This is a genomic window from Shewanella sp. MBTL60-007 (assembly GCF_019654915.1).
Taxonomy (GTDB): Bacteria; Pseudomonadota; Gammaproteobacteria; order Enterobacterales; family Shewanellaceae; genus Shewanella.
In genome coordinates this window covers 1-21,479 of the sequence record NZ_BPET01000034.1, presented here as the reverse complement: position 1 = coordinate 21,479, position 21,479 = coordinate 1, and the positions used below count along the sequence as shown (strand labels likewise).

Sequence of the window (21,479 nt, the reverse complement as noted above, 5' to 3'; positions counted from 1 at the left end):
CTCCACTTGCTAAAACTCTGCCAAATAGCGCCTTGCAGCCCTAGATAGTGAGTGATTTATGTCCATTTTATGCTTAACAGCATTATGCAACCGCGCTTAAAAAATCCCCATTAGACCTTAGAATAAGGTAATACAAAGGAATGAACGCACTCAATCCACCCTAGAAAAAACCGGTGCAACCACATGTTTTTAAAAGCTAAAACCACAGGCGGTAACCTTGATAACTTTCGCTAACTTATCTCTTGTGGCACGTGCCATTGACATGAAAACTAATCTTTGCAACGCCCATAAACTTTACCTTTACGTAAACTTCATATATCGTTCAGTAAATGTAAACAAATATGGTGTTTTTTGATGGTAGAGAATCAACTCCCACAAACGACATACTCAATCAGTGATCTATCCAAAGAGTTTGATATCACTACCCGTAGTATTCGTTTTTATGAAGACCAAGGCTTACTCAAGCCTAAGCGTCGTGGTCAAACACGGATCTATAGTCTTAAGGATAGAGTCAGGCTCAAGCTTATTCTGCGAGGTAAGCGTTTAGGCTTCTCATTGGCCGAAACAAGGCGCCTATTTGAGCTTTACGATGCGGATAAGAATAGCAGTAGCCAACTTCACACCATGCTCGAGCTAGTCGAAGAGAAAAAAGTATCGCTGCAGCAACAGATGGATGACATCAAGGTCGTGCTGATGGAGCTTAACTCGGCGGAGCAGCAATGCCGTGACGCATTAGCCAACAATGCCCAATAGCGCATTGCCATATGAAAGCAACGCTCGATAAAACAAGGTCCGACATAAGGGCTGGCGTTGCTAGCAACTCGTCACATAAAAGCAGTGTAAACACATAATAATGAAATAAATCACAAGTATCACGGCGAAGATCGGTGAACTTGAATCCAAACAAAATTGACAGGACACAAGCAGATGACTCAACTCTACACCTCTCTAAACTTTGGCCTCGGTGAAGAGGTCGATATGTTACGTGATGCGGTGCAAAGCTTCGCCGCCAACGAAATCGCCCCTATCGCCGCAAAAACCGATCTCGATAATGCTTTCCCCAATGAGCTTTGGCCAGTTCTTGGTGACATGGGACTGCTGGGTGTAACTGTTTCAGAGGAGTATGGTGGCGCAGATATGGGCTACCTTGCCCATGTGGTCGCCATGGAGGAGATCTCACGAGCATCGGCTTCCATTGGTCTAAGCTATGGCGCTCATTCTAACCTGTGCGTTAACCAAATTAACCGTAACGGTAATAGCGAACAAAAAGCCAAGTATCTACCTAAGCTGATCACAGGCGAACACATTGGCGCACTTGCCATGAGTGAGCCCAATGCAGGCTCTGATGTGGTATCAATGAAGCTCCATGCTCGCAAGGAAGGCGATAGATACATACTCAACGGCAACAAGATGTGGATCACTAACGGACCTGACGCCCACACTTATGTCATCTACGCCAAAACCGATCTCGATAAGGGTGCCCACGGCATCACCGCATTTATCGTCGAGCGTAGCTTTAAAGGTTTTTCTCAGGCACAGAAGCTCGACAAGCTAGGTATGCGCGGCTCCAATACCTGTGAACTGGTATTTGAAGATTGCGAAGTACCAGAAGAGAATATTCTTGGCGGCCTGAACAACGGTGTAAAAGTGTTGATGAGCGGACTCGATTACGAGCGCGTTGTGCTCTCTGGCGGCCCACTTGGGATCATGACCGCCTGTATGGATATCGTCGTACCTTATATTCATGAGCGTGAGCAATTTGGTAAGTCTATCGGTCAGTTCCAGCTAGTACAGGGCAAACTTGCCGATATGTACACTGGCATGAATGCCGCCAAGTCTTATATCTACAACGTGGCTAAATCTTGCGATCGCGGTGAAACCACACGTAAAGATGCGGCCGGCGCGATCCTCTATTCAGCAGAATTAGCCACCAAGATGGCTCTCGATGCCATCCAACTGCTTGGCGGTAACGGGTATGTCAACGAATACGCCACTGGTCGGTTGCTGCGAGACGCCAAGCTCTATGAGATTGGTGCGGGTACGTCAGAAATTCGCCGTATGTTAATTGGCCGTGAGCTATTTAACGAATCAAAATAGCCTAACCTGCTCTGTAAACAGACAAGCATCAAGGCGGCTTGCTTAACGCCGCCTCACTCAAACAGCTTCAAAAGGATTGAAATTGTGACGCAACTAAGCAGCCGTATTAATGCCCGTAGCGATGAATTCAAAGCCAAGTTTGATGACATGGCTACCGTGGTTCAAGACTTAAAACTAAAACTCCATCAAATTGAGCAAGGTGGCGGTGAAGTCGCTCGCAACCGCCATCTTTCACGAGGCAAACTGCTGCCGCGACAGCGAGTAGAAAAACTGCTGGATCCAGGTTCTCCGTTTTTAGAGATCTCGCAGTTTGCCGCCTATGAGCTTTATGAAGATGTAGTACCTGCAGCGGGTGTAATTGCCGGAATTGGCCGAGTTAGTGGCGTTGAATGCATGATTATTGCAAACGATGCAACTGTAAAAGGCGGTACTTATTACCCTGTGACGGTGAAAAAACATCTACGTGCCCAAGATATTGCCAGTCGTTGTCACCTCCCTTGTATCTATCTGGTGGACTCTGGCGGAGCAAACCTGCCTCGTCAAGATGAAGTGTTTCCTGATAGAGACCATTTCGGTCGTATCTTCTATAACCAAGCGCAAATGTCAGCTAAAGGCATTCCACAAATTGCCGTAGTAATGGGACTTTGCACCGCCGGAGGAGCCTATGTGCCCGCGATGGCCGATGAATCGATTATCGTTAAAGAGCAAGGCACCATCTTTTTAGCTGGCCCACCGTTAGTAAAAGCCGCAACTGGTGAAGAAGTGACAGCAGAAGAGCTTGGCGGCGCTGAAGTACACACCAAAATATCGGGTGTTGCAGACCACATGGCACAAAACGATGAGCACGCATTAGAACTTGCTCGCAAAGCGGTGACTCGCCTTAACCATCAAAAAGAAATTCGCGCCCAACTAAGCCCAGTAAAACCGCCTAAATTTGATATCAACGAGTTATACGGCATTGTCGGTACCGATCTTAAAAAGCCGTTTGACGTAAAAGAGGTCATCGCTCGTCTAGTGGATGATTCAGATTTTGATGAGTTTAAAGCAAATTACGGCAACACCTTAGTCTGTGGCTTTGCCCGTATTCACGGCTACCCAGTGGGTATTGTGGCCAATAACGGCATCTTATTTTCAGAGTCGGCGCAAAAAGGCGCTCACTTCATTGAGCTATGCTGCCAACGCAAGATCCCACTTTTATTCCTACAAAATATTACTGGCTTTATGGTAGGTAAAAAGTACGAGCATGAAGGCATCGCTAAGCACGGCGCTAAGATGGTGACTGCCGTGTCCTGTGCCAATGTCCCTAAGTTCACCGTGATTATTGGCGGCAGCTATGGCGCAGGTAACTACGGTATGTGCGGCCGCGCATTCGAGCCGACTATGATGTGGATGTGGCCCAATGCACGCATCTCGGTGATGGGCGGAGAGCAAGCCGCTGGTGTATTGGCTACGGTCAAACGCGATGGCCTCGCCCGTAAAGGGGTTGAGTGGTCTGCCCAAGAAGAGCAAGACTTCCGTCAGCCAATTGTCGATAAGTATGAACAAGAGGGTCATCCCTACCACGCGAGCGCCAGATTATGGGATGACGGCATTATTGACCCAGCTCAAACCCGTGACGTTGTTGGTTTAGCCTTATCTGCTGCGCTAAACGCGCCGATTGAAGACACTAAGTTTGGTGTATTCCGTATGTAACCCACTCCTGGGATACATAGAAAACATCGACTTAGAAAACACAATGGACAGATAACAATGAATAACTCAGTCACAATAGATACCACACTACTCAGTCAAGAATTACAGTATGTAAGTTGTGAGCTCGATGGTGGCGTAGCTCAGATGGTGCTCAACCGAGCCGACAAGCATAACGCCTTCGATGAGGTGATGATTAGTGAAATGATTAAGGTGCTAGAACACTTCAGTCATCACCCTCAATGTCAGGTCTTAGTGCTAAAAGCCAACGGTAAAAACTTTAGTGCCGGTGCTGACCTCAATTGGATGCGCAAGCAAGCCAAGATGGATTTTGAGCAGAACCTTAGCGATGCCAACGAGCTTGCCAAGCTAATGTCATTGCTGGATAAATTTCCAAAACCCACTATTGCCTTAGTTCAAGGTGCAGCCTTTGGTGGTGCACTTGGGCTAATTTGCTGCAGCGATATTGCTATCGCCAATCAGCGGGCTAGCTTTTGCTTAAGTGAAGTCAAACTTGGGCTTATTCCAGCCGTGATTAGCCCGTATGTCACCCGCGCCATGGGGCAACGTGCTGCTCGTCGTTACATGTTAACCGCCGAACGTTTTAACGCGCAAAAAGCCCTTGAGCTTCAGATCATTCACGAGATCGATGATGAGCTAGAGATAGCAGCACAACCCATCATTGCCGCGCTGCTCAATAACAGTCCACAGGGAATGGCTTGGGTGAAGACACTACTATCGACCCTTGAGAGCGGCGTAATAGACCAAGGTACTTTAGACCATACCAGTGAGCGCATTGCACGTATTCGCGTATCAGATGAAGGCCAAGAAGGACTCAATGCCTTTTTTGAAAAGCGCAGCCCACAATGGCCAACAACCACAAACGTCAACGCGGCAACAAAAAATAATAATGACGCCAGCGGACAAGGAGCTCAATAACATGTTCACTAAATTGCTAATTGCTAACCGAGGCGAAATTGCTTGTAGGATTATCGACACCGCCAAAGCCATGGGCGTTCGCACTGTTGCACTGTATTCTGATGCCGATATCAATGCTCGCCATGTTGCCATGGCCGATGAAGCCTTTTACTTAGGTGGCAGCGCCCCTGCTGACTCCTATCTTAAAGGCGATTTGATTATCGAGATCGCCAAACAATCCGGCGCTCAAGCTATCCACCCCGGCTATGGCTTCCTATCGGAAAACGCTGAGTTTGCCCTCAAGTGCGAGCAGGCTAATATTGCCTTTGTTGGTCCAAGCGCGGCAGCGATTGACTCGATGGGCAGTAAGAGCGCTGCAAAAGCCATCATGGGCGCGGCGAACGTGCCTTTAGTTCCCGGCTATCACGGTGATGCGCAAGACGATGATTTGCTCGTTTCTGAGGCAAACAAGATGGGCTACCCTTTACTCATTAAAGCTGCCTTTGGTGGCGGTGGTAAAGGTATGCGCATTGTTGAAAATAGTAGTGAAGTGCTCGATGCTATTCACTCTGCAAGACGTGAAGCGATTAGCTCTTTTGGTAACGACAAGCTTTTGATGGAGCGTTATCTACGCCAACCGCGCCACGTTGAAGTACAAGTATTTGCCGATAGCCATGGCAGCTGTATTTACTTGTCTGATCGCGACTGTTCAATTCAGCGTCGCCATCAAAAAGTGGTAGAAGAAGCGCCTGCTCCGGGTCTAAGTGACGCCCTAAGAGTAAAAATGGGAGAAGCTGCGGTTGCCGCTGCCAAAGCCATCAATTATGAAGGCGCAGGTACGGTTGAGTTTTTATTAGATACTGATGATAGCTTCTATTTCATGGAGATGAATACCCGTTTGCAGGTAGAGCATCCGGTGACAGAGCTGGTAACAGGCCAAGATCTCGTCAAATGGCAGCTAATGGTTGCCAGTGGTAGCAAATTACCGCTTAAACAAGATGAAGTGAAAATTACTGGTCATGCTTTTGAAGCACGTATTTACGCTGAAGATCCGCAAAATGACTTTTTACCAGCAAGCGGTAAGCTCGATTTTTTACGTGAACCGGCACAAAGCCAATTTGTGCGTATCGACTCTGGCGTGCGTGAAAATGATGTGATCAGTAACTTTTACGACCCCATGATTTCAAAGCTTATCACTTGGGATGAATCACGCCCTCGCGCACTGCAGCGTTTAGTGCACGCATTGGATGATTATCAAATCAGTGGCCTTAAACACAATATCGAATTTTTAGCCAATATTGCCAAGCACACAGCTTTTAGTGACGCAAGCTTTAGCACTGACTTTATCGAGCGCTATGGCGACGGGTTATTAGCGCAGTCAGCAGTAAGCCCTGAGCAACAAAAAGTCGCCCTTAGCTTAGCGGCGCTTTATCAACTTTGTGTCCGTAAAAAACTGGCAAAAATTGCCGCTAACGCTAGCCATGATCCCTACTCTCCATGGAGCAATAACAGCGGCTTTAGGCTCAATAGTGCCAGCCAACATCAAGTGGCGCTGTTAGATGACAACCATCAAATTAATCACCTTGATTTAATCGAGACTCAAGTCGCTGGTCAGTCGCAATATCAGTTACAGCTTGATGATTGCCTAATCACCCTCTCAGGTGAATTAGTAGCTGAGACGCTGCATGCTGAGATCAGTGTGCAAACGCTTAACTCAGAACAAACAGAGCAAATCCAGCAACCCGATACCCGTAAATCTAACGGTCATAAAATCAGTCTACCTGTTAGCCAAGTGGGTGATGACTTTACCCTATTTATTGATTCCACCAGCTATCACTACCGTGCGCTCGAATCTGAAGTGATTGAAGAGCAAGATAACCTTGAAGATAAACTCAAGGCGCCTATGAACGGCACTATTGTGACGCAACTTGTCGCTGTCGGTGATAATGTCAAAGCTGGCCAAGGCATTATGGTGATGGAAGCCATGAAGATGGAGTACACAATAGAATCGCCCTTTGATGGCGTAGTCAGTGCGTTTTTCTTCGAGCCTGGTGAACTCGTGAGTGACGGTATGCTTCTGGCTGAAGTTGAAGCCGAAGCAGAAATGACAGCAGAAAAGGAAGAAGCAGGATGAAGATGACTCATGTAATAAACGCAATAGAATCGCCCTTTGATGGCGTAGTCAGTGCGTTTTTCTTCGAGCCTGGAGAGTTAGTTAGTGACGGTATGTTACTTGCCGAGGTCATAGCTGAAGTTGAAGCTGCTGAAGTTGAACCTGCTGAAGCTGAGGAAAGTGCATAAATGGCTGCTTATCCAAAAAAGGTTAGCATCTTTGAAGTGGGCGCCCGTGATGGCTTGCAAAATGAACAGCCGGTTACCACTCAAGATAAGATCGTACTCATTGAAGATTTGGCCGCAGCTGGTGTAACGCGTATCGAGGCTGCCAGCTTTGTATCGCCTAAATGGGTGCCGCAAATGGCCGACTCAGCTGACGTACTAGCAGGAATCGCTCGCCATGACGGTGTCACCTACAGCGCGCTAACCCCCAATTTAAAAGGCTTGGAACTCGCACTTGACGCTGATAGCGATGAAGTGGCTATCTTTGGCTCGGCTTCTGAAAGCTTTAGCCAAAAGAATATTAACTGCTCGATAGAAGAATCCATCGAGCGCTTTATCCCAGTAATGGAGCTTGCTAAGGCCAGAAATGTGCCTGTGCGAGGTTATGTCTCCTGTACCTTAGGCTGTCCTTATGAAGGTGAGATAAAGTTAAGCGAAGTGGCTCGGGTGTCTGAATTACTTTACAAAATGGGCTGTTATGAGATTTCCCTTGGCGACACCATAGGCGTTGGCACACCGCTTAATGCCCGTAGAATGGTTGAATCAGTGGCGAAAGTCGTTCCCGTTGAAAAGCTAGCACTGCATTTTCATGACACTTACGGACAAGCACTAGCCAATATTTTAGCCTGCTTAGAAACCGGAGTCAGCGTGATCGACTCCTCAGTCGCGGGTCTTGGCGGCTGCCCCTACGCTAAAGGCGCATCGGGAAATTTAGCCACTGAAGACTTAGTCTACATGCTGCATGGGCTGGGTATAGAAACAGGCATAGACTTAAATAAACTCGCCCTAGCTGGCAATAAAATTAGCCAAGCGCTCGGACGCCAATCGGGTTCGAAGGTTGCTAGAGCACTAAGCGAGTAGAGAGCAAGAAGGTTCTAGTTCTAGGCTTGGGTATTAGAGGTTCTAGGTTCTAGGTTCTAGGTTCTAGGTTCTAGGTTCTAGGTTCTAGGTTCTAGCATGATTTAGCAATGGACAAAACATAAGCCTGTAAACGCAGATGCGATCCCCCTTAGATCTGTGTTTAGTTTCTAACTGATTAGAGCAGGCTTAACTCACTCCTAATATAGGAATAAGGAGATAACGATAATGGCAGGACTCAATAAAGTTGTCGCAAGTTATGACGAGGCGCTTGCAGGCCTAACTAACGATATGACAGTCATGGTTGGCGGTTTTGGACTGTGCGGTATACCTGAAGGGTTAATCGCGCAAATGGTTAAAACCGGTGTCACCGGACTTACCGCAATCTCAAACAATGCCGGTGTCGATGACTTTGGTTTAGGCTTGCTATTAAAGAGCCGTCAAATTGATACCATGATTGCTTCTTATGTGGGAGAAAATGCCACCTTCGAGCAGCAGATGTTATCCGGTGAGCTTAACGTTATCTTGACCCCACAAGGCACTCTGGCCGAGAAAATTCGCGCAGGTGGTGCTGGCATTCCGGCATTTTTCACCGCAACAGGCTATGGCACACCAGTAGCTGAAGGCAAAGAGACTCGTGAAATTGATGGCCGCCACTATGTGTTAGAGCCAGCATTAAAAGCAGACTTTGCCTTAGTTCGCGCATGGAAAGCCGACACCATGGGTAACTTAGTGTTCCGTAAAACCGCCGCTAATTTTAACCCTATGATGGCAACCGCAGGTAAAATCACTGTAGTAGAGGCTGAGCATATCGTTGAGCCGGGAGAGCTTGACCCTGACCATATTCACACTCCAGGCATATACGTAAACCGCGTTATTCAAGGCAAATTTGAAAAACGTATCGAACAACGTACAGTTAAACCAAGCTCTGAATCAAAAGCATAAGGAGGCAGCACTATGGCGTTATCAAGAGAACAACTGGCACAACGTGTTGCCAAAGAGCTTCAAGATGGCTTTTACGTCAACCTAGGTATTGGTATTCCTACCTTAGTGGCCAACTATATCCCTGAAGGCATGCAGGTAATGCTGCAATCAGAAAATGGTTTATTAGGTATGGGCGAGTTCCCTACCGAGGAAACCATTGATGCCGATTTAATCAATGCTGGTAAGCAGACAGTTACTGCCGTCGATGGTGCTTCGTTTTTCTCATCTGCAGAGAGCTTTGCCATGATCCGCGGCGGCCATGTAGACTTAACGGTTCTTGGCGCATTTGAAGTCGATGAGCAAGGCTCTATTGCATCATGGATGATCCCAGGCAAACTGATTAAAGGCATGGGCGGCGCCATGGATCTAGTCGCCGGCGCCGACAATATTATTGTGACTATGATGCACGCCGATAAAAAAGGTAACTCTAAGCTACTTCCTAAGTGTGAACTGCCACTAACCGGGTTTGGTTGCATCAAACGGGTATTAACCGATTTAGCCTTTATGGAAATCAAAGACGGCGCGTTTCATTTATTAGAACGTGCCCCCGGAGTATCGGTTGAAGAGATTGTCTCTAAAACAGCTGGTAAGCTTGTGGTCCCTGAGCATGTACCAGAGATGAGCTTTTAGCGAGTATTAAAGCAGCATCAAGCTTATCTTCTCTTAGTTGAGCGTTAGTTTGACGCTCTAATTTAAAACTAAAACGCAGCTTACTAGAGGCTGCGTTTTATTGAGCCCTAGGGTTACACATTATCAAGACAATGAATCCGCCATTTTTAACGCAATATCCTTCAGCCCTTTTCTTACCTGAAACACCTGAATACGACTTGGCCTGCGACATCATTGATTATCTCGACTTTGACTTCTGGCAACCTCTGACCGAGATCTTAGCGACCAACCATCAGCTTAGCTATTCCGGCTGCACACGCGTTGCCGAGGGGGCTAATCCGGTGTTTATTTTTGAAGGGCAGCAAAAGTTCGTCCTGAAGTTGGTACCGCCCAACTGGTCTCAACAAGCCAGAGCGGAACTTGCTGGCCTTAAACTGTTAGCCCAAGTAGAGCTAGAGCTCGAAGTACCAAAGCTCATCTGTCATGGCCGCTATAGAAATTGGGACTATATTTTTATGAGCTTTGTTGAGGGCGATAACCTCGCTTCTCTTCTGCCAACGCTAGCGCGACAAGAAATACAGGACATTGCGTTTCAATTAGGCGGTTTCTGTCAGGCGCTACACCAGCTCCCCGTTTCCACAGCCTCGGGAGCGATTACTGAGGAAGCTACAGAGCTCACCTTAGACTGGCCACTCTTTTTGCAAACGCAGCGAGATAATATTTACCAAAAACGACAACAGCAAGGTTTAGTGGAGCCATTCTTATCTGACTTAGAGCCTTACTTAAATAACATTAATATCCAATGCAAACAGGGCCCAGACCATTTAATTCATACCGACCTGCATCCTGCAAATCTGCTAGTAAAACGCACGAAAGATGGAGTCCGTTTGACCGGAATCATCGACTTTGGTGACGCTATTATTTGCCCCGATCCCGTATTTGAGTTCACTTCACCGGGTCTGTTATTGGCGCTAGGTGATAAAGAGGTATTCACTCATTTTTTAGATGGCTATGGCATTGATTATAACGATACACAAAGCTTGGTAGAGCAGTGTATGGCGTTATCATTACTACGCCATACGGGTGAACTCAACTACATACTCAATACCGTTCCTCATGCCAATACGGCTAAGGGATGGAAGCAAGCTGAAAAGTATCTGTTTCCCTTGTAAAAGTGATTTGAATGAGGTGTTGCAGCAACATCAACTTGCGAAGTTTACAAGTTCATATCGATAATTCCCCCCTAATTTGAATTGACTCGCCTACTGAGTCAATGACAGTTTATTTAGGCCCACAGCGAGTGAGAAGCACTCCACAATCCTTTTACTGCGTTGGATTCATCCATTGGGGAAGAAATAAAAAAATCCGGGAAACTCACTTCCCGGATTTTATTGAGTCACAGCGATTAAAGCCTACTCGCCACCATTGGCAGCCTTATATTCTGCTTCCCATTTAGGCACGACTTTCTCAATAAAAATGGCTTTGTCTGCATTCATTTTATCCATATCCATACCTAAGACAGCTTGGGCTTTGGCCTTAGTTGAAATATCGGGAATGGTGACCGCAGTTTTAACACCTTGAGTGGCTAATACTTTTGCAAGCTTATTCCGCGCTTCAGCAGATTTAGTTAATGAGGTCTCTAAAATACGCAGTCCCTCTTCAGGTGCATGAGCAGCAATACCATGGGAGGCAATGGCAAAATCCCAACGCCACTGTGCATGACGAATATCGGTTAACGCTGCCGTCATTTGCTTCTCAGATGCCCCAGCTTCCCACGCTGCTGCCGCTTCAAAGTGCGCTTTAACAAGTTCAGCCTCAGCCTTAAGTTTTAGCGCATTGACCTTATCTTTATTCGCTTGAACTAAAGACTGCAATTGCTCTTGGGTCTGCTCATGACAATTTGCACAGGTAAACTCAAACTTATCAAACGGGCTGCCCACATTATGGTCGGTGTATTCCTTCCCTTCAGCATTGGTAACTCGCGGCATATGACAATCGGTACACGATACCCCCATATCACCATGCATACCTAGCGCAGTGGTTTCATAACCAGGATGCTGCGCCTTTAACATCGGCGCTTTTGATAGTTGGTGAGTCCAATCTTTAAACTTCAGCTTGTCATAGTAAGCTTCCATATTCTCAACTGTGGTACCGTTATCCCAAGGAAACTTCACCCAGTTTGGATGTTCAGCAGTTTTTTCAAAGTAGTATTCCACATGGCACTGACCACAGACCATATTTTGCTTCTCACTCTTATCTGCCTTATCAAACGGCGTACCTATCGCTTCAAAGGCGCGCTCGGCAAATGGACGCGCAACCCTTAGTTTGGGTGTTCCAGGTTTATGACAATCGGCACAACCAATCACATTGACAATTTCTGGGCCACCTTTGGCCCACTTACCTTTAAAGTACTCCCCTTCCCCCTGCTCCTCAATCACCCTTGGTACATCGGGACTTTTACAGCTCCAGCAGGCCATAGGCATAGGGCCTTCGTCTTCTTTCATTGGTGCACCTGTTCGAAGTGTGGTTCTCACATCGGTAATCGCATACTGGTGCCCTCTTGGGGCGTTGTAATCTTTAGAGAACCCGTAACCTGCCCAGAGAATAACCAAATTAGGGTCACTGGCTAATGCATCATCCACCTCTTTACTGTCAGCTGTTTTCTGCCAGCTTTGATATTGCTTAGAGAAACGTTTTTCATATTGTGCATTGTCTGCGGGATTCGTTTTTGCCACGGCTGCGCTACTAAAAATGCTAATACAGACGCCAGCTATCAAAGGGATAGTGCATGATTTCATAGGTTATCCATCCATTATCTGAGTGTATTTAGATATATGAAATGTAGTCGTTAAAAGCTCGTTGTCAAAAGCTAGCGCAATTTAATTTTCTTTTTATTTTCAAAGGGGATTTTGCAAGTAAATGCAATATTTTCAGCGGCTAATAATGGGGGGCTATGCCACTGATATTCACGGCTTGCATTAGCCATATCTGCTCATCTGTCCAAGCTTCCCGAATTTATGCTTACCGCCCTTGAAATTTAACTGGCGTACTCTACTAGTATTAGTAATAGAAATAAGTAATCGTCGGTTTAGCAAGGGCTGAGTGAATTCAAATAACTCTGCAAGGGGGCAAGGTTGAAAATTGATATCTCTGGCAAACAAACAATTTCCGTGTTTCAGTTAACTGCGGTGTTTAGTATGTTGTTTGCTTTGGTGGGATTTAGTTATAACGTCTGGCGCATGGAGATCACCGAATATAACAGCAATATGCGTTCGGCAAGTTTTGAACTGCTACTGCAGCTATCTGAACTAGAGTCTATTGTGTACGCAGCCCATTACGATAACGACCTGATCCTAGGCAATCCACGTAAAGGCTGGGTAAAGGTTAATTTAATTGCCGACTTAAGCATGATAACCGAGCCGGAACTCAGTGTGGCAGCAGAGGAGCTGAAACTAAGCTGGCAATCAAATTGGGAGTTGCTCCCCAATGATGAGGCCAGCGCACAAGCGGTTGTGAGTGAAATTGATGATACTCGCGCCCAAGTGCGTCAACTACTTAAGCAACTAGATTAAGCATTTAGATTAAGCCAGCGCTCTTGCTAGCTCAATCTAGACTAACTTAGGTTTTACTTCCTAAGGCGGGCTTAATCTCTATCCCGTCAGCAGGTCTTACTTCACCGCCGCAACAAAGGCAATTTCAACCAAATAAGCAGGGTCGGCAAGCTCTACTTTCAAACAAGCGCGGCTTGGAGCACAACCTTCTGGCAACCAGGCCTGCCATGCCTGATTAAAGGCCGCCACGTTTGCAAAGTCAGTAACATAAATGGTCACCGATAGTAGGCGTGACTTATCGCTGCCCACACTGGCTAAGGTCGCTTCTGCCTGCTCAAAAATTTGTGCAGTCTGGCTTTGCATATCACCCTCTACATCGGCAGCAATCTCAACAAAATGCGCGATGTTGTTAAACACTGTTGCATCGGACCAATTTGCACATGGGTTAACGCGTTGAATATCCATTTTAAACCTTAAAAACTCATCGAAATAAGACGCAGATTTTAACAGAAATAGATTATTTACCTAGCTATATCGCAAAGAGAACGCCAATTTGCCATGCCGCGCACATAGCCCAATATGCTTTGATGCTAAAATTCAATTCTTGTGTGTTTTACTTTTAATTTTTAAGTTACCGACATGACTCTTAGACGCTCTTTAGGCCAACAATGGAGCAAATCCATTCTAGCCAACCGCTTAGCATTAACTTTAAAAAAGTCAGACAAAGTACAGCAGTTATTTGGTGGTGCTACTTCACTAACGACAGTCACCAATACCATTGCTGCACTTGTATTTGCTGAGGGCGAACCGGTTTGGCTACCGCCAATGGAGAGTAGCGAGCAGACGCCGCTCGAGCATGAGCTTGCCCTGCACTGCTTGTTCGCCGCCAGCCGTCTGCTGTTTGTCAAAGAGATCGAGCAAGGTGAGCTAGGACAGGCGGAACATTTGGTACTAACCATTGCCTATCAATGGAGTCAGTCACTCATTAATACCGCAATCAACACCTCTGAGCAGACACTCAGCAGCGATGCCCAGCGCCTTTGCCAACTATTACAGACGATCAATACTCAGCTAGAGAAGGTTCGCAGTGAAAAGCGCAATTCCAGTCGCAATATGGGCAGTCACTTTTAAATGTAACTCAAGGTTGAGCTGAAAAATTAAAAGCCCGCAAATAGCGGGCTTTTTTTACTTTAGATTTCACATTAGCACTAACGTATTAGCGGAATAAGCGTTTATCCACTGGTAACACTTGGAAATCTTGCTGCAGTTGCAATAAGAAGTCAGTGGTTAACAAGGCAAAGCCACGATAAAAATCGGTCTTGGCATGTTCATTCGCTAATTGGCAGCAGCGCATTGCCCAAGGCAATAGATGCTGCTGCAATAGCACTTGAGTAAAGCGGATCAAAGCTTGGTTATCTGATTCGCTCTGCAAGCGACCAAATGTTTGATCAAGTACAGCAAAAAACAGACCTATATGGTCAATGGGTTGCTTATAATCGAGTTGCAACTCAACGCCATGCGCCCGATAAAAATCCATCAGTTCGACTGTGGTTCTATCGTTGATCAACTGTTCTTCACACAGATAAACTGAGCCTTGCGGCACAGCTGTCGGTTCACCCGGTCCAAAGAAAAGCTGACCGTAATCTAGCTTCAAGGTAATTAGTGCCTTCTCTGCATCTTCCGCACTCTCTTCACTCGACCATTGCTTTAAAAAATCTCCCAGCAATTGGCGACCAGTGCTATTTTGCTCGCGACCACCAAACTCAGGCCAGCTGCCAGCAACATCACACTCTTTTAAGCCGTTGATAAAATCGGCCTCAGGATAACGAATAAGGCAATGATGCAATATTCGCGCTACCCCTTGATACTCGACAAAGTCCACTGCTGCGATAGATGAATGACTTAACGACTCAGATTTTGAAGACATAATTTACCTTACAAGTTAAGCGGGCTATACAGCCCGCTGCGCTTGTGATCCTTAAATACTAATGCATTGATAGCTTGGTAATACTTGAACTTATAACTGAAGTTATACTTCAGTTGGGTTTAGGATATCGCCGCCTTGTCCACCATTCACATTAGCCTTAATGATAAGGTTCGGTGAAGTAATAGACTCTGGTGGTAATGGAGCGATATGACCATCGCCGTTACCGTACTTAGCGCGTAGGTTATCCATAGTGTCAAAGTCTAGTGCACGTAATGGGCAAGACTCAACACACACAGGCTTACGGCCTTCAGCGATACGCTCAAAACAACCATCACACTTGGTCATTACTTTACGCTCACGGTCAATTTGTGGCGCATCGTATGGACATGCACGAGCACAGCTCTCACAGCCGATACATAGGTCTTGTGCTACGTGTACTAGACCATCTTCGCGGCGTTTATGCATTGCACCTGTTGGACAAGCTTTAACACACACAGGCTCAGAACAATGGTTACAACCAATAGACATGTAGTAAGCAAATACACTTTGCTCGAAACAGCCATTTTGGCCTTCAGTCCATTGTCCGCCACCGTATTCGTACACGCGGCGCCAAGTTACGCCATTAAGTGCAGGAACACCATTTTGCTCAGGATTGGTGTTATTACGGATCTCGTTACCTTGACGGTCTTTACAAGATACATGGCATGCTTTACAGCCAGTACACTTAGTGCTGTCTACGTAAAAACCGTATTGAGTTGCTTCAGTCATAATTAACTACTCTCTTAAATCTTTTTAATGGCAACACGAATAGTGTGCTGTGGGTTACCTTTAGCGACAGGGCTTGGCTGGTAGCGCGTTAACGAGTTAATTGCGCCGCCTTCATCAATAATGTGACCTGTGCTGCCACGCTTGTTACCTGGGTTGTACCAAGCACCTTGACCTAGTGCGAATACACCTGGCGCTACACGTGGTGTGATACGTACAGTCACTTCAACAGAGCCGCGTTCGTTGTACATTTCAATCTTGTCACCAGAACTTAAGCCGTGCTTAGCGCCATCCATTGGGTTAACCCAAACAGCGTCTTCTACCGCTTCACGTAGCCATGGCACGTTGTGGTAGCTTGAGTGAGTACGACCCTTAGTGTGGTAACCCGCTAATTGAATTGGGTAATCTTCTTTAGCATCTTCATCTTCATAACCATCCCAAGTCACTGTGTACTGTGGGATCGCTGTGATGGTGTCGCCTTTAACGCCTGTTGGGTTTTGAACACTGTTCTCTTGATCCCAGTTAGCTGCGCGCCATGCCAGTTCAGCAGAGTAGATCTCAATCTTGCCACTTGGTGTAGACAGTGGTTTACCGTCTTTAACGAAGCTTTGCAGTGAAACGTGGTTGTCGTTCATGTTCTTACGGAAGAAGCCGATCTCTTGTGCTTCTTTGTAAGTTGCAGGAAACGCAGGAGAAACACCGATGTTGTTGCTGTTAGCTTTAGTGCTTTGGTAAAGCTCTTCTAACCACTCATCTTCATTCTTGCCATCTCTAAAGCCAGCACCTACGCCCATCTTGTCGGCGATCATCGCTGCGGCTTCGTACATAGACTTACAATCCCACATTGTCTCAACAGATGAAGACATTGCAGTTAGGTAGCCTAGAGAGCCTGAAGCGTATGAATCGTTAACTAAGTCGTTTGATTCTAACCAGCTGGTATCCGGTAGGATGATGTCAGCAAATTTAGCACCTGGAGTCATCCAGCAGTCACAAGATACGATGAATAGATCTTCTGCTTTACGGAAAATATCTGCGGTCTTGTTAATTTCAGCGTGCTGGTTCAATAGCGAGCTATCAGATGCAGATAGAATGAACTTGATGTTAGCGCCAAGCGGCGTATCTAAACCGTCAGTACCACGAACGCCGTGACTACGTGCAGTCATGGTTTCGCCATTTAGAATCGCTTCAGACCAAGTAAAGAATGAGATACTTTCTTTAACTGGGTTGCTGCCTGTTGGGATGCCAGCACGAGACATGCTGCTCATGTATGGCAGTTCGCCGTTTGATGCACCACGAGTACCAAGCTTACCGGTTAGCACTGAAAGCATGTAAAGTGCACGCATGCTTTGCTCACCGTTTGCTTGACGGTTAACACCTGCACCAACAACTATGTATGGCGCTTTAGCAGTCATTAACTTGCCAGCGATGTAACGGATTTTCTCTGCAGAGATACCACAGATCTTTTCAGCCCACTCAGGCGTTTTAGCGTCAGTGTAAATACCTTGACCTAGAATGTAGTCTTGGTAGTTCTCATCTGAGTTCATCACCTTAGCGTATTCTTGCTTAGTCGCATCACCGCTAGCTGCAAAAATTGCAATTTGCTCTTCGATTGACTCTTTAGTGAAACCTACAGAGTGCTCTAGAACAAACGGTAGTGATTGGCTATCGAAGTTAGCATGGTTGATCATCTCATAAGCAACCGCTTCAGCAAACGCTGCATCGGTACCTGGACGAATTGGTAACCAGCTTGATTCTTTGCCTAACATAGAGTCAGTGTAACGAGGGTCAATCATTACCACTTCAAGGCCGTTGTTTCTTTGTAGCGCTTGTAAGTAATCGTAACCTTCACCAGAACCTGACTGACGGATTTCGCTTGGGTTGTAAGCAACACCTAGGAAGAAGTCACTGTCTTCGATAGTAATCGTTGATGAACCTGCAGTACTACCGGTACCGAAAGTGTGCTTCGCCGCTTCCATCTGCTGTGCCCAAGAGTAGTTACCGTAAGCATTTAGGCAGCCACCATTTAGGTTAAATAGGCGGTTAAAACACGCATTTGATGCAAAACCGTAATAGGCACCAGAGCCGTAGCTACGGAATACCGACTTAGCGCCGTTTTCTTGTGCATAAACAGCTGACAGCTTTTCAGCAATAATGCTAGTCGCTTCGTCCCAGCTAATTGGTACAAACTCAGCTTTACCGCGCTCACCAACACGCTTCATTGGTGTTTTAAGACGGTCTACAGCGTAGTTTCTTTGACGTAGTGAACGGCCACGAGCACAGGCGCGTACTTCATGCAATCCGTACTCATCCGTTACTTGGTGGTCAGTTTCAACACGGGTCACGATACCGTCTTTAGTAAAGACTTTAATTGGACAGTTAGAACCACAGTTTACTAGGCAAGATGACCAATTCACCACTTCGTCTGTAACAGGCGGCTGTGGTGGAATAACATTGGCATCATCAGAGCTTGAATTACAGCCGGTAACTGTTGCGGCGCAGCCCAGCGCGGCACTCATTTTTAAGAAACTTCTGCGTTCCATAATTTTGTTTTCCTCAAACTTATTAATATCTGAGTCGACTTACTTCAGCTTGTAGCTGAAGGTCAACATCAGTTGATGGGCGTTGTAATTGTGGTTCAGGTCACCCAAGGTCACTAAACCGGGAACTGGACCTGAAATGCTATCAGCGTTGACCGCAGCACTGTCGGTATCAAAATAACGTTCAAATTGGTAAGCCAACTTAACTGCCATCTGCTCAGAGATCAGATATTGACCGTACAAACTCACGCTGTGGTTGTACGAGTAATAGCTGCCGTAATCGTAAATATTTGAGCTGCCAGTGTTATAACCGTTGACGCCTGTGTTACTTGATGAATTAGCAAATAGGTAATCTGTACCTAGAATTAATCTGCCATCCATTAAGCCGCTATAGGTCGCGCCTAGGCCTAAGTTAATGAACTCATCATTAATCTCTGTATGCCAAATAGATGCTTGGTCACCACTTTGGTCTGAATCAATCCACTGCTGACCTGCGAATGCATACACAGATAACGGCTCAGAGATTTGCGCATGAACGTTCATGTCGTAACCGTAATCTTTAGCCTGAGTCAGACCGATTACAGTGGCGTCATAGTCATCGTTTGCGTAGTAAGTGCTAACATCGAAGGTTAACCACTCAAGAGGTGCATAATTAGCACGAGCATTCACTTCAGTGCGCTTACGATCAGCAAGGTTGTACTTGCGCAGTAACGACTCAGTTTCATCGCTAGTCAGCTCGTTGGCTTGGTATTCACTACCGCCACGCTCGCCATAGCTCACACCAAAATCTAGGGTTAGCTTGTCAATGGCGCGAATGTTTAGCTTGCTCCAAAACTCGTTATCACGGGTTTCTTCACGCTCACCATAGCTACGCTCAACTTGTTTGTAGTCGTAACCCGCTTGTAAGCGGTAGCCACTGGCAATACGGTAGCTCGCGTTAGTTTTAAAGGTTTGACGCTCAATATCCATTGGCACATTTTGCTTAAACGCACCAGACACTGAGTTGAACTCGTATTGAGCAAAATCAAATACTGACGAGCGGTTGTCACGCTTGCTGTAGTCATAGCTTGCGCCTAGGCGTAAGCGACTGCTTACTCGCGTGCTTGCAGCTAGATTTGAGCTTAAGGTATCGACCTGACCATCCCAGTTTTGAATTGGGTTGCCACTCATCTGAATGAGGTCTTGATCTTGGATCATGCGACCGGTAACCACGCGACCACTAAATACACTTGACGCTAAACGGTACTGACCAGATAGCGACACTTGGTGCGCTTGGTTATCTGGTGTTGCGCTGTATACGTCGTAAGCATAAGGCAGGCTTAAGTCACCCATATTGTTGTCGTAGCGTGAGCCGTTGTAGCTAAGCTCTGACAACCAGTTCGCACCATCAAGTACCACACCCGCACTGAACTTGTCTGTGGTTTCGTCAACGGCTTCAGCAAAATTCGTTGGACGTGGGCTAGTTAGACTCGCACTGCGGTGACCGGTTTTATCTTCGCGGTCATAACGGGCATAACTGCTTAAACCTAGGCCCATTACTTCAGAGAAGTCATATTCAAAACCAATGCCGCTACGCTGTCTTTGTAACTCAAGATCAAGCACACGAGTGTGCTCACTTGGCGTTAGCATGCCATTGTTTTGCCATAGGTTTGTAGCTGCATTACTGCCTTGATTAGTGGTAATCGTTTGAAAATCCACATCAAGTTTATAATGGCCACTTTTACCCGCTTCCATAGTAACAAAGCCGTTTTGCATACCAAGTTGGTGCGCTTGTACTTTGGCTTTGTAACCACTTTGCTGGTAAGCAAGATCGGCATTAACACCCGCAACTGCACCGTCATCACCTGTGCCAAACTGGTTGATGGCATGATTGTCATCGGCGTCAATCGCGCCGACACTCGCACCAACACTACCAGTGTAACCTTGCGGCTCAACACAACGCTTGCATTGATAATTTGCGGTTTTACCTGCAGCGATATTGGCGTTTTGCACACCAAAGTCTGCCGCATACACGCTAGTACCTGCACCCAATAACGCTAGGGTGATCAGGTTTAATGAAAAAGGTTTAATTAAACGCATATAGAGTCACTCCTAGACTTAACGGGCAAAGTTGCTGCCAGCAGGATGGTTAGAACCATGGATCTTGCTGTGACAATTTAAACAACTCTTACCAGCACTGAACGCATCTAGACCCGCTTGGCTCGTCATACGGCTTGCGTGGCCATCGTCGGCGTGACATTGCTGACACAACTGAGGAGTGCGAGACTTAAGTAAGTTGTCATTCACACTGCCGTGCGGTGTATGACAGCTTGAGCAGTCTTCCATCACTGGCGCATGCTCCCATAGGAATGGACCACGTTTGTCAGCATGACACTCTGCACAAGTTTCATTCAGGCTAGGCTTAATAAGTGCGCTTTCAGTCATCGAACCATGAGGATTATGACAATCGATACACGTCATCTGATCCCACTTCATTGGGTGTGATGAACGCTTGTTCATGTCTGCTTTAGCGCGGGTGTGACAAGAGGTACAAGTGTCGTTAACCGTTAAACGGTCAAGTGCTGGATCTTTAGCTGCGTGAATATCGTGGCAGTCACTACAAGCCACTTCTTCAAGGTTATGAGTGCTGTTATGCCATGCCATTTGCTTAGGGTCGTTGTGACACCCTTGACACACACTGTTCTGGCTAGCAGCAGAAAGCTTGCTGTCTGGACTAAAGCTAATCATTGGCTCTTTACCACCACGATTATGCTTACCTAGCGGGCCATGACATGCTTCACATTGAATGCCTGCCATAGGTGATTTACTGTTGCTCATATCACCATGAACACCGTCAAAGATCGCCATGACTTTGTCATTCTTTTTGTGACACATAAGGCAAGAGTCCGCTCCTTTTGGAGAGTACTTACCTTCGCTGAATTTCTCTGTTAATTTTTGTTCGAGTTGCGTTGAGTCAAGCTTATCCCATGGAGTTGCTTGCGCAGGCAAAACACTGATGAGCATAGTGAGTAAACTGCTAGCCATTAATTTGGCCATAAAATTCACTGACTTTACGGTTTTTATTGTGGACATTAACTACAGGCCGGTTGTATATCGAAGGTGGTATTTTATTTAAGTAGGATATCTAAATTCAAGATTATGCATATCTGGCAATAACTTGAGGCTTGCAGCAAACTTTCGTGAAAACCGTCTATCACCTCACACTAT

General features: G+C 46.3%; 19 protein-coding genes. 12 read left to right on the top strand and 7 right to left on the bottom strand.

Annotated features, from left to right (window positions below; all coding sequences use genetic code 11):
* Positions 1 to 354 precede the first annotated feature (354 nt).
* The 10 genes from K5Q92_RS13865 (at position 355) to K5Q92_RS13820 (ending at position 10,664) form a co-directional block, all read left to right on the top strand.
* Positions 355 to 753 (top strand): MerR family DNA-binding transcriptional regulator, encoded by a 399-nt coding sequence (locus K5Q92_RS13865; RefSeq protein WP_202721612.1) that lies wholly within the window; start codon positions 355 to 357, stop codon positions 751 to 753.
* Between the two features lie 174 nt (positions 754 to 927).
* Positions 928 to 2,097 (top strand): isovaleryl-CoA dehydrogenase, encoded by a 1,170-nt coding sequence (locus K5Q92_RS13860; RefSeq protein WP_220769590.1) that lies wholly within the window; start codon positions 928 to 930, stop codon positions 2,095 to 2,097.
* 84 nt (positions 2,098 to 2,181) lie between these two features.
* Positions 2,182 to 3,789: a carboxyl transferase domain-containing protein gene (locus K5Q92_RS13855; RefSeq protein WP_220769589.1), complete on the top strand. Its 1,608-nt coding sequence runs from the start codon at positions 2,182 to 2,184 to the stop codon at positions 3,787 to 3,789.
* 57 nt (positions 3,790 to 3,846) lie between these two features.
* Entirely contained in the window at positions 3,847 to 4,725 is an 879-nt protein-coding gene (locus K5Q92_RS13850) for an enoyl-CoA hydratase-related protein (RefSeq protein WP_220769588.1), read from the top strand.
* Between the two features lies 1 nt (position 4,726).
* Complete coding sequence (locus K5Q92_RS13845; protein WP_220769587.1) at positions 4,727 to 6,838, top strand: acetyl/propionyl/methylcrotonyl-CoA carboxylase subunit alpha; 2,112 nt, start codon at positions 4,727 to 4,729, stop codon at positions 6,836 to 6,838.
* A gap of 2 nt (positions 6,839 to 6,840) precedes the next feature.
* Positions 6,841 to 7,005, top strand: coding sequence for a 3-methylcrotonyl-CoA carboxylase (locus tag K5Q92_RS13840; protein ID WP_259649576.1), 165 nt, complete (start codon positions 6,841 to 6,843; stop codon positions 7,003 to 7,005).
* Positions 7,006 to 7,902, top strand: a complete 897-nt coding sequence (locus K5Q92_RS13835) for a hydroxymethylglutaryl-CoA lyase (RefSeq protein WP_220769585.1) — start codon at positions 7,006 to 7,008, stop codon at positions 7,900 to 7,902.
* Between the two features lie 225 nt (positions 7,903 to 8,127).
* A complete protein-coding gene (locus K5Q92_RS13830; protein ID WP_220769584.1) occupies positions 8,128 to 8,844 on the top strand; it encodes a CoA transferase subunit A in 717 nt (238 codons plus the stop codon).
* Between the two features lie 12 nt (positions 8,845 to 8,856).
* Positions 8,857 to 9,513, top strand: coding sequence for a 3-oxoacid CoA-transferase subunit B (locus K5Q92_RS13825; RefSeq protein ID WP_220769583.1), 657 nt, complete (start codon positions 8,857 to 8,859; stop codon positions 9,511 to 9,513).
* A 131-nt stretch (positions 9,514 to 9,644) separates the two neighbouring features.
* On the top strand, positions 9,645 to 10,664 hold the full coding sequence (locus K5Q92_RS13820) for an aminoglycoside phosphotransferase family protein (RefSeq protein WP_220769582.1): 1,020 nt from the start codon (positions 9,645 to 9,647) through the stop codon (positions 10,662 to 10,664).
* 240 nt (positions 10,665 to 10,904) lie between these two features.
* Here K5Q92_RS13820 and nrfA read toward each other — a convergent pair whose 3' ends face one another.
* A complete protein-coding gene (gene nrfA, locus K5Q92_RS13815) occupies positions 10,905 to 12,290 on the bottom strand; it encodes an ammonia-forming cytochrome c nitrite reductase (RefSeq protein WP_220769581.1) in 1,386 nt (461 codons plus the stop codon).
* A gap of 336 nt (positions 12,291 to 12,626) precedes the next feature.
* On the opposite strand from nrfA, the gene K5Q92_RS13810 reads away from it, so the two are divergent.
* Positions 12,627 to 13,064 carry a hypothetical protein gene (locus K5Q92_RS13810; RefSeq protein WP_220769580.1) on the top strand — a complete coding sequence of 146 codons (438 nt, stop codon included), beginning with the start codon at positions 12,627 to 12,629 and terminating at the stop codon, positions 13,062 to 13,064.
* A 96-nt stretch (positions 13,065 to 13,160) separates the two neighbouring features.
* On the opposite strand, the gene K5Q92_RS13805 is transcribed toward K5Q92_RS13810, so the two are convergent.
* Positions 13,161 to 13,508, bottom strand: a complete 348-nt coding sequence (locus K5Q92_RS13805) for a RidA family protein (RefSeq protein WP_220769579.1) — start codon at positions 13,506 to 13,508, stop codon at positions 13,161 to 13,163.
* Positions 13,509 to 13,682: 174 nt separating this feature from the next.
* On the opposite strand from K5Q92_RS13805, the gene K5Q92_RS13800 reads away from it, so the two are divergent.
* Positions 13,683 to 14,174, top strand: a complete 492-nt coding sequence (locus K5Q92_RS13800; RefSeq protein ID WP_220769578.1) for a hypothetical protein — start codon at positions 13,683 to 13,685, stop codon at positions 14,172 to 14,174.
* Between the two features lie 85 nt (positions 14,175 to 14,259).
* Here K5Q92_RS13800 and K5Q92_RS13795 read toward each other — a convergent pair whose 3' ends face one another.
* From K5Q92_RS13795 to K5Q92_RS13775, 5 genes are all read right to left on the bottom strand, one after another.
* Positions 14,260 to 14,970, bottom strand: a complete 711-nt coding sequence (locus tag K5Q92_RS13795; protein ID WP_220769577.1) for a molecular chaperone — start codon at positions 14,968 to 14,970, stop codon at positions 14,260 to 14,262.
* Positions 14,971 to 15,072: 102 nt separating this feature from the next.
* On the bottom strand, positions 15,073 to 15,738 hold the full coding sequence (locus K5Q92_RS13790) for a DMSO/selenate family reductase complex B subunit (RefSeq protein WP_028768110.1): 666 nt from the start codon (positions 15,736 to 15,738) through the stop codon (positions 15,073 to 15,075).
* A 14-nt stretch (positions 15,739 to 15,752) separates the two neighbouring features.
* A complete protein-coding gene (locus K5Q92_RS13785) occupies positions 15,753 to 18,275 on the bottom strand; it encodes a DMSO/selenate family reductase complex A subunit (protein ID WP_220769576.1) in 2,523 nt (840 codons plus the stop codon).
* A gap of 39 nt (positions 18,276 to 18,314) precedes the next feature.
* Positions 18,315 to 20,351, bottom strand: a complete 2,037-nt coding sequence (locus tag K5Q92_RS13780) for an MtrB/PioB family decaheme-associated outer membrane protein (RefSeq protein ID WP_220769575.1) — start codon at positions 20,349 to 20,351, stop codon at positions 18,315 to 18,317.
* 18 nt (positions 20,352 to 20,369) lie between these two features.
* Positions 20,370 to 21,308, bottom strand: coding sequence for a DmsE family decaheme c-type cytochrome (locus K5Q92_RS13775; RefSeq protein WP_220769574.1), 939 nt, complete (start codon positions 21,306 to 21,308; stop codon positions 20,370 to 20,372).
* Positions 21,309 to 21,479: the final 171 nt, after the last annotated feature.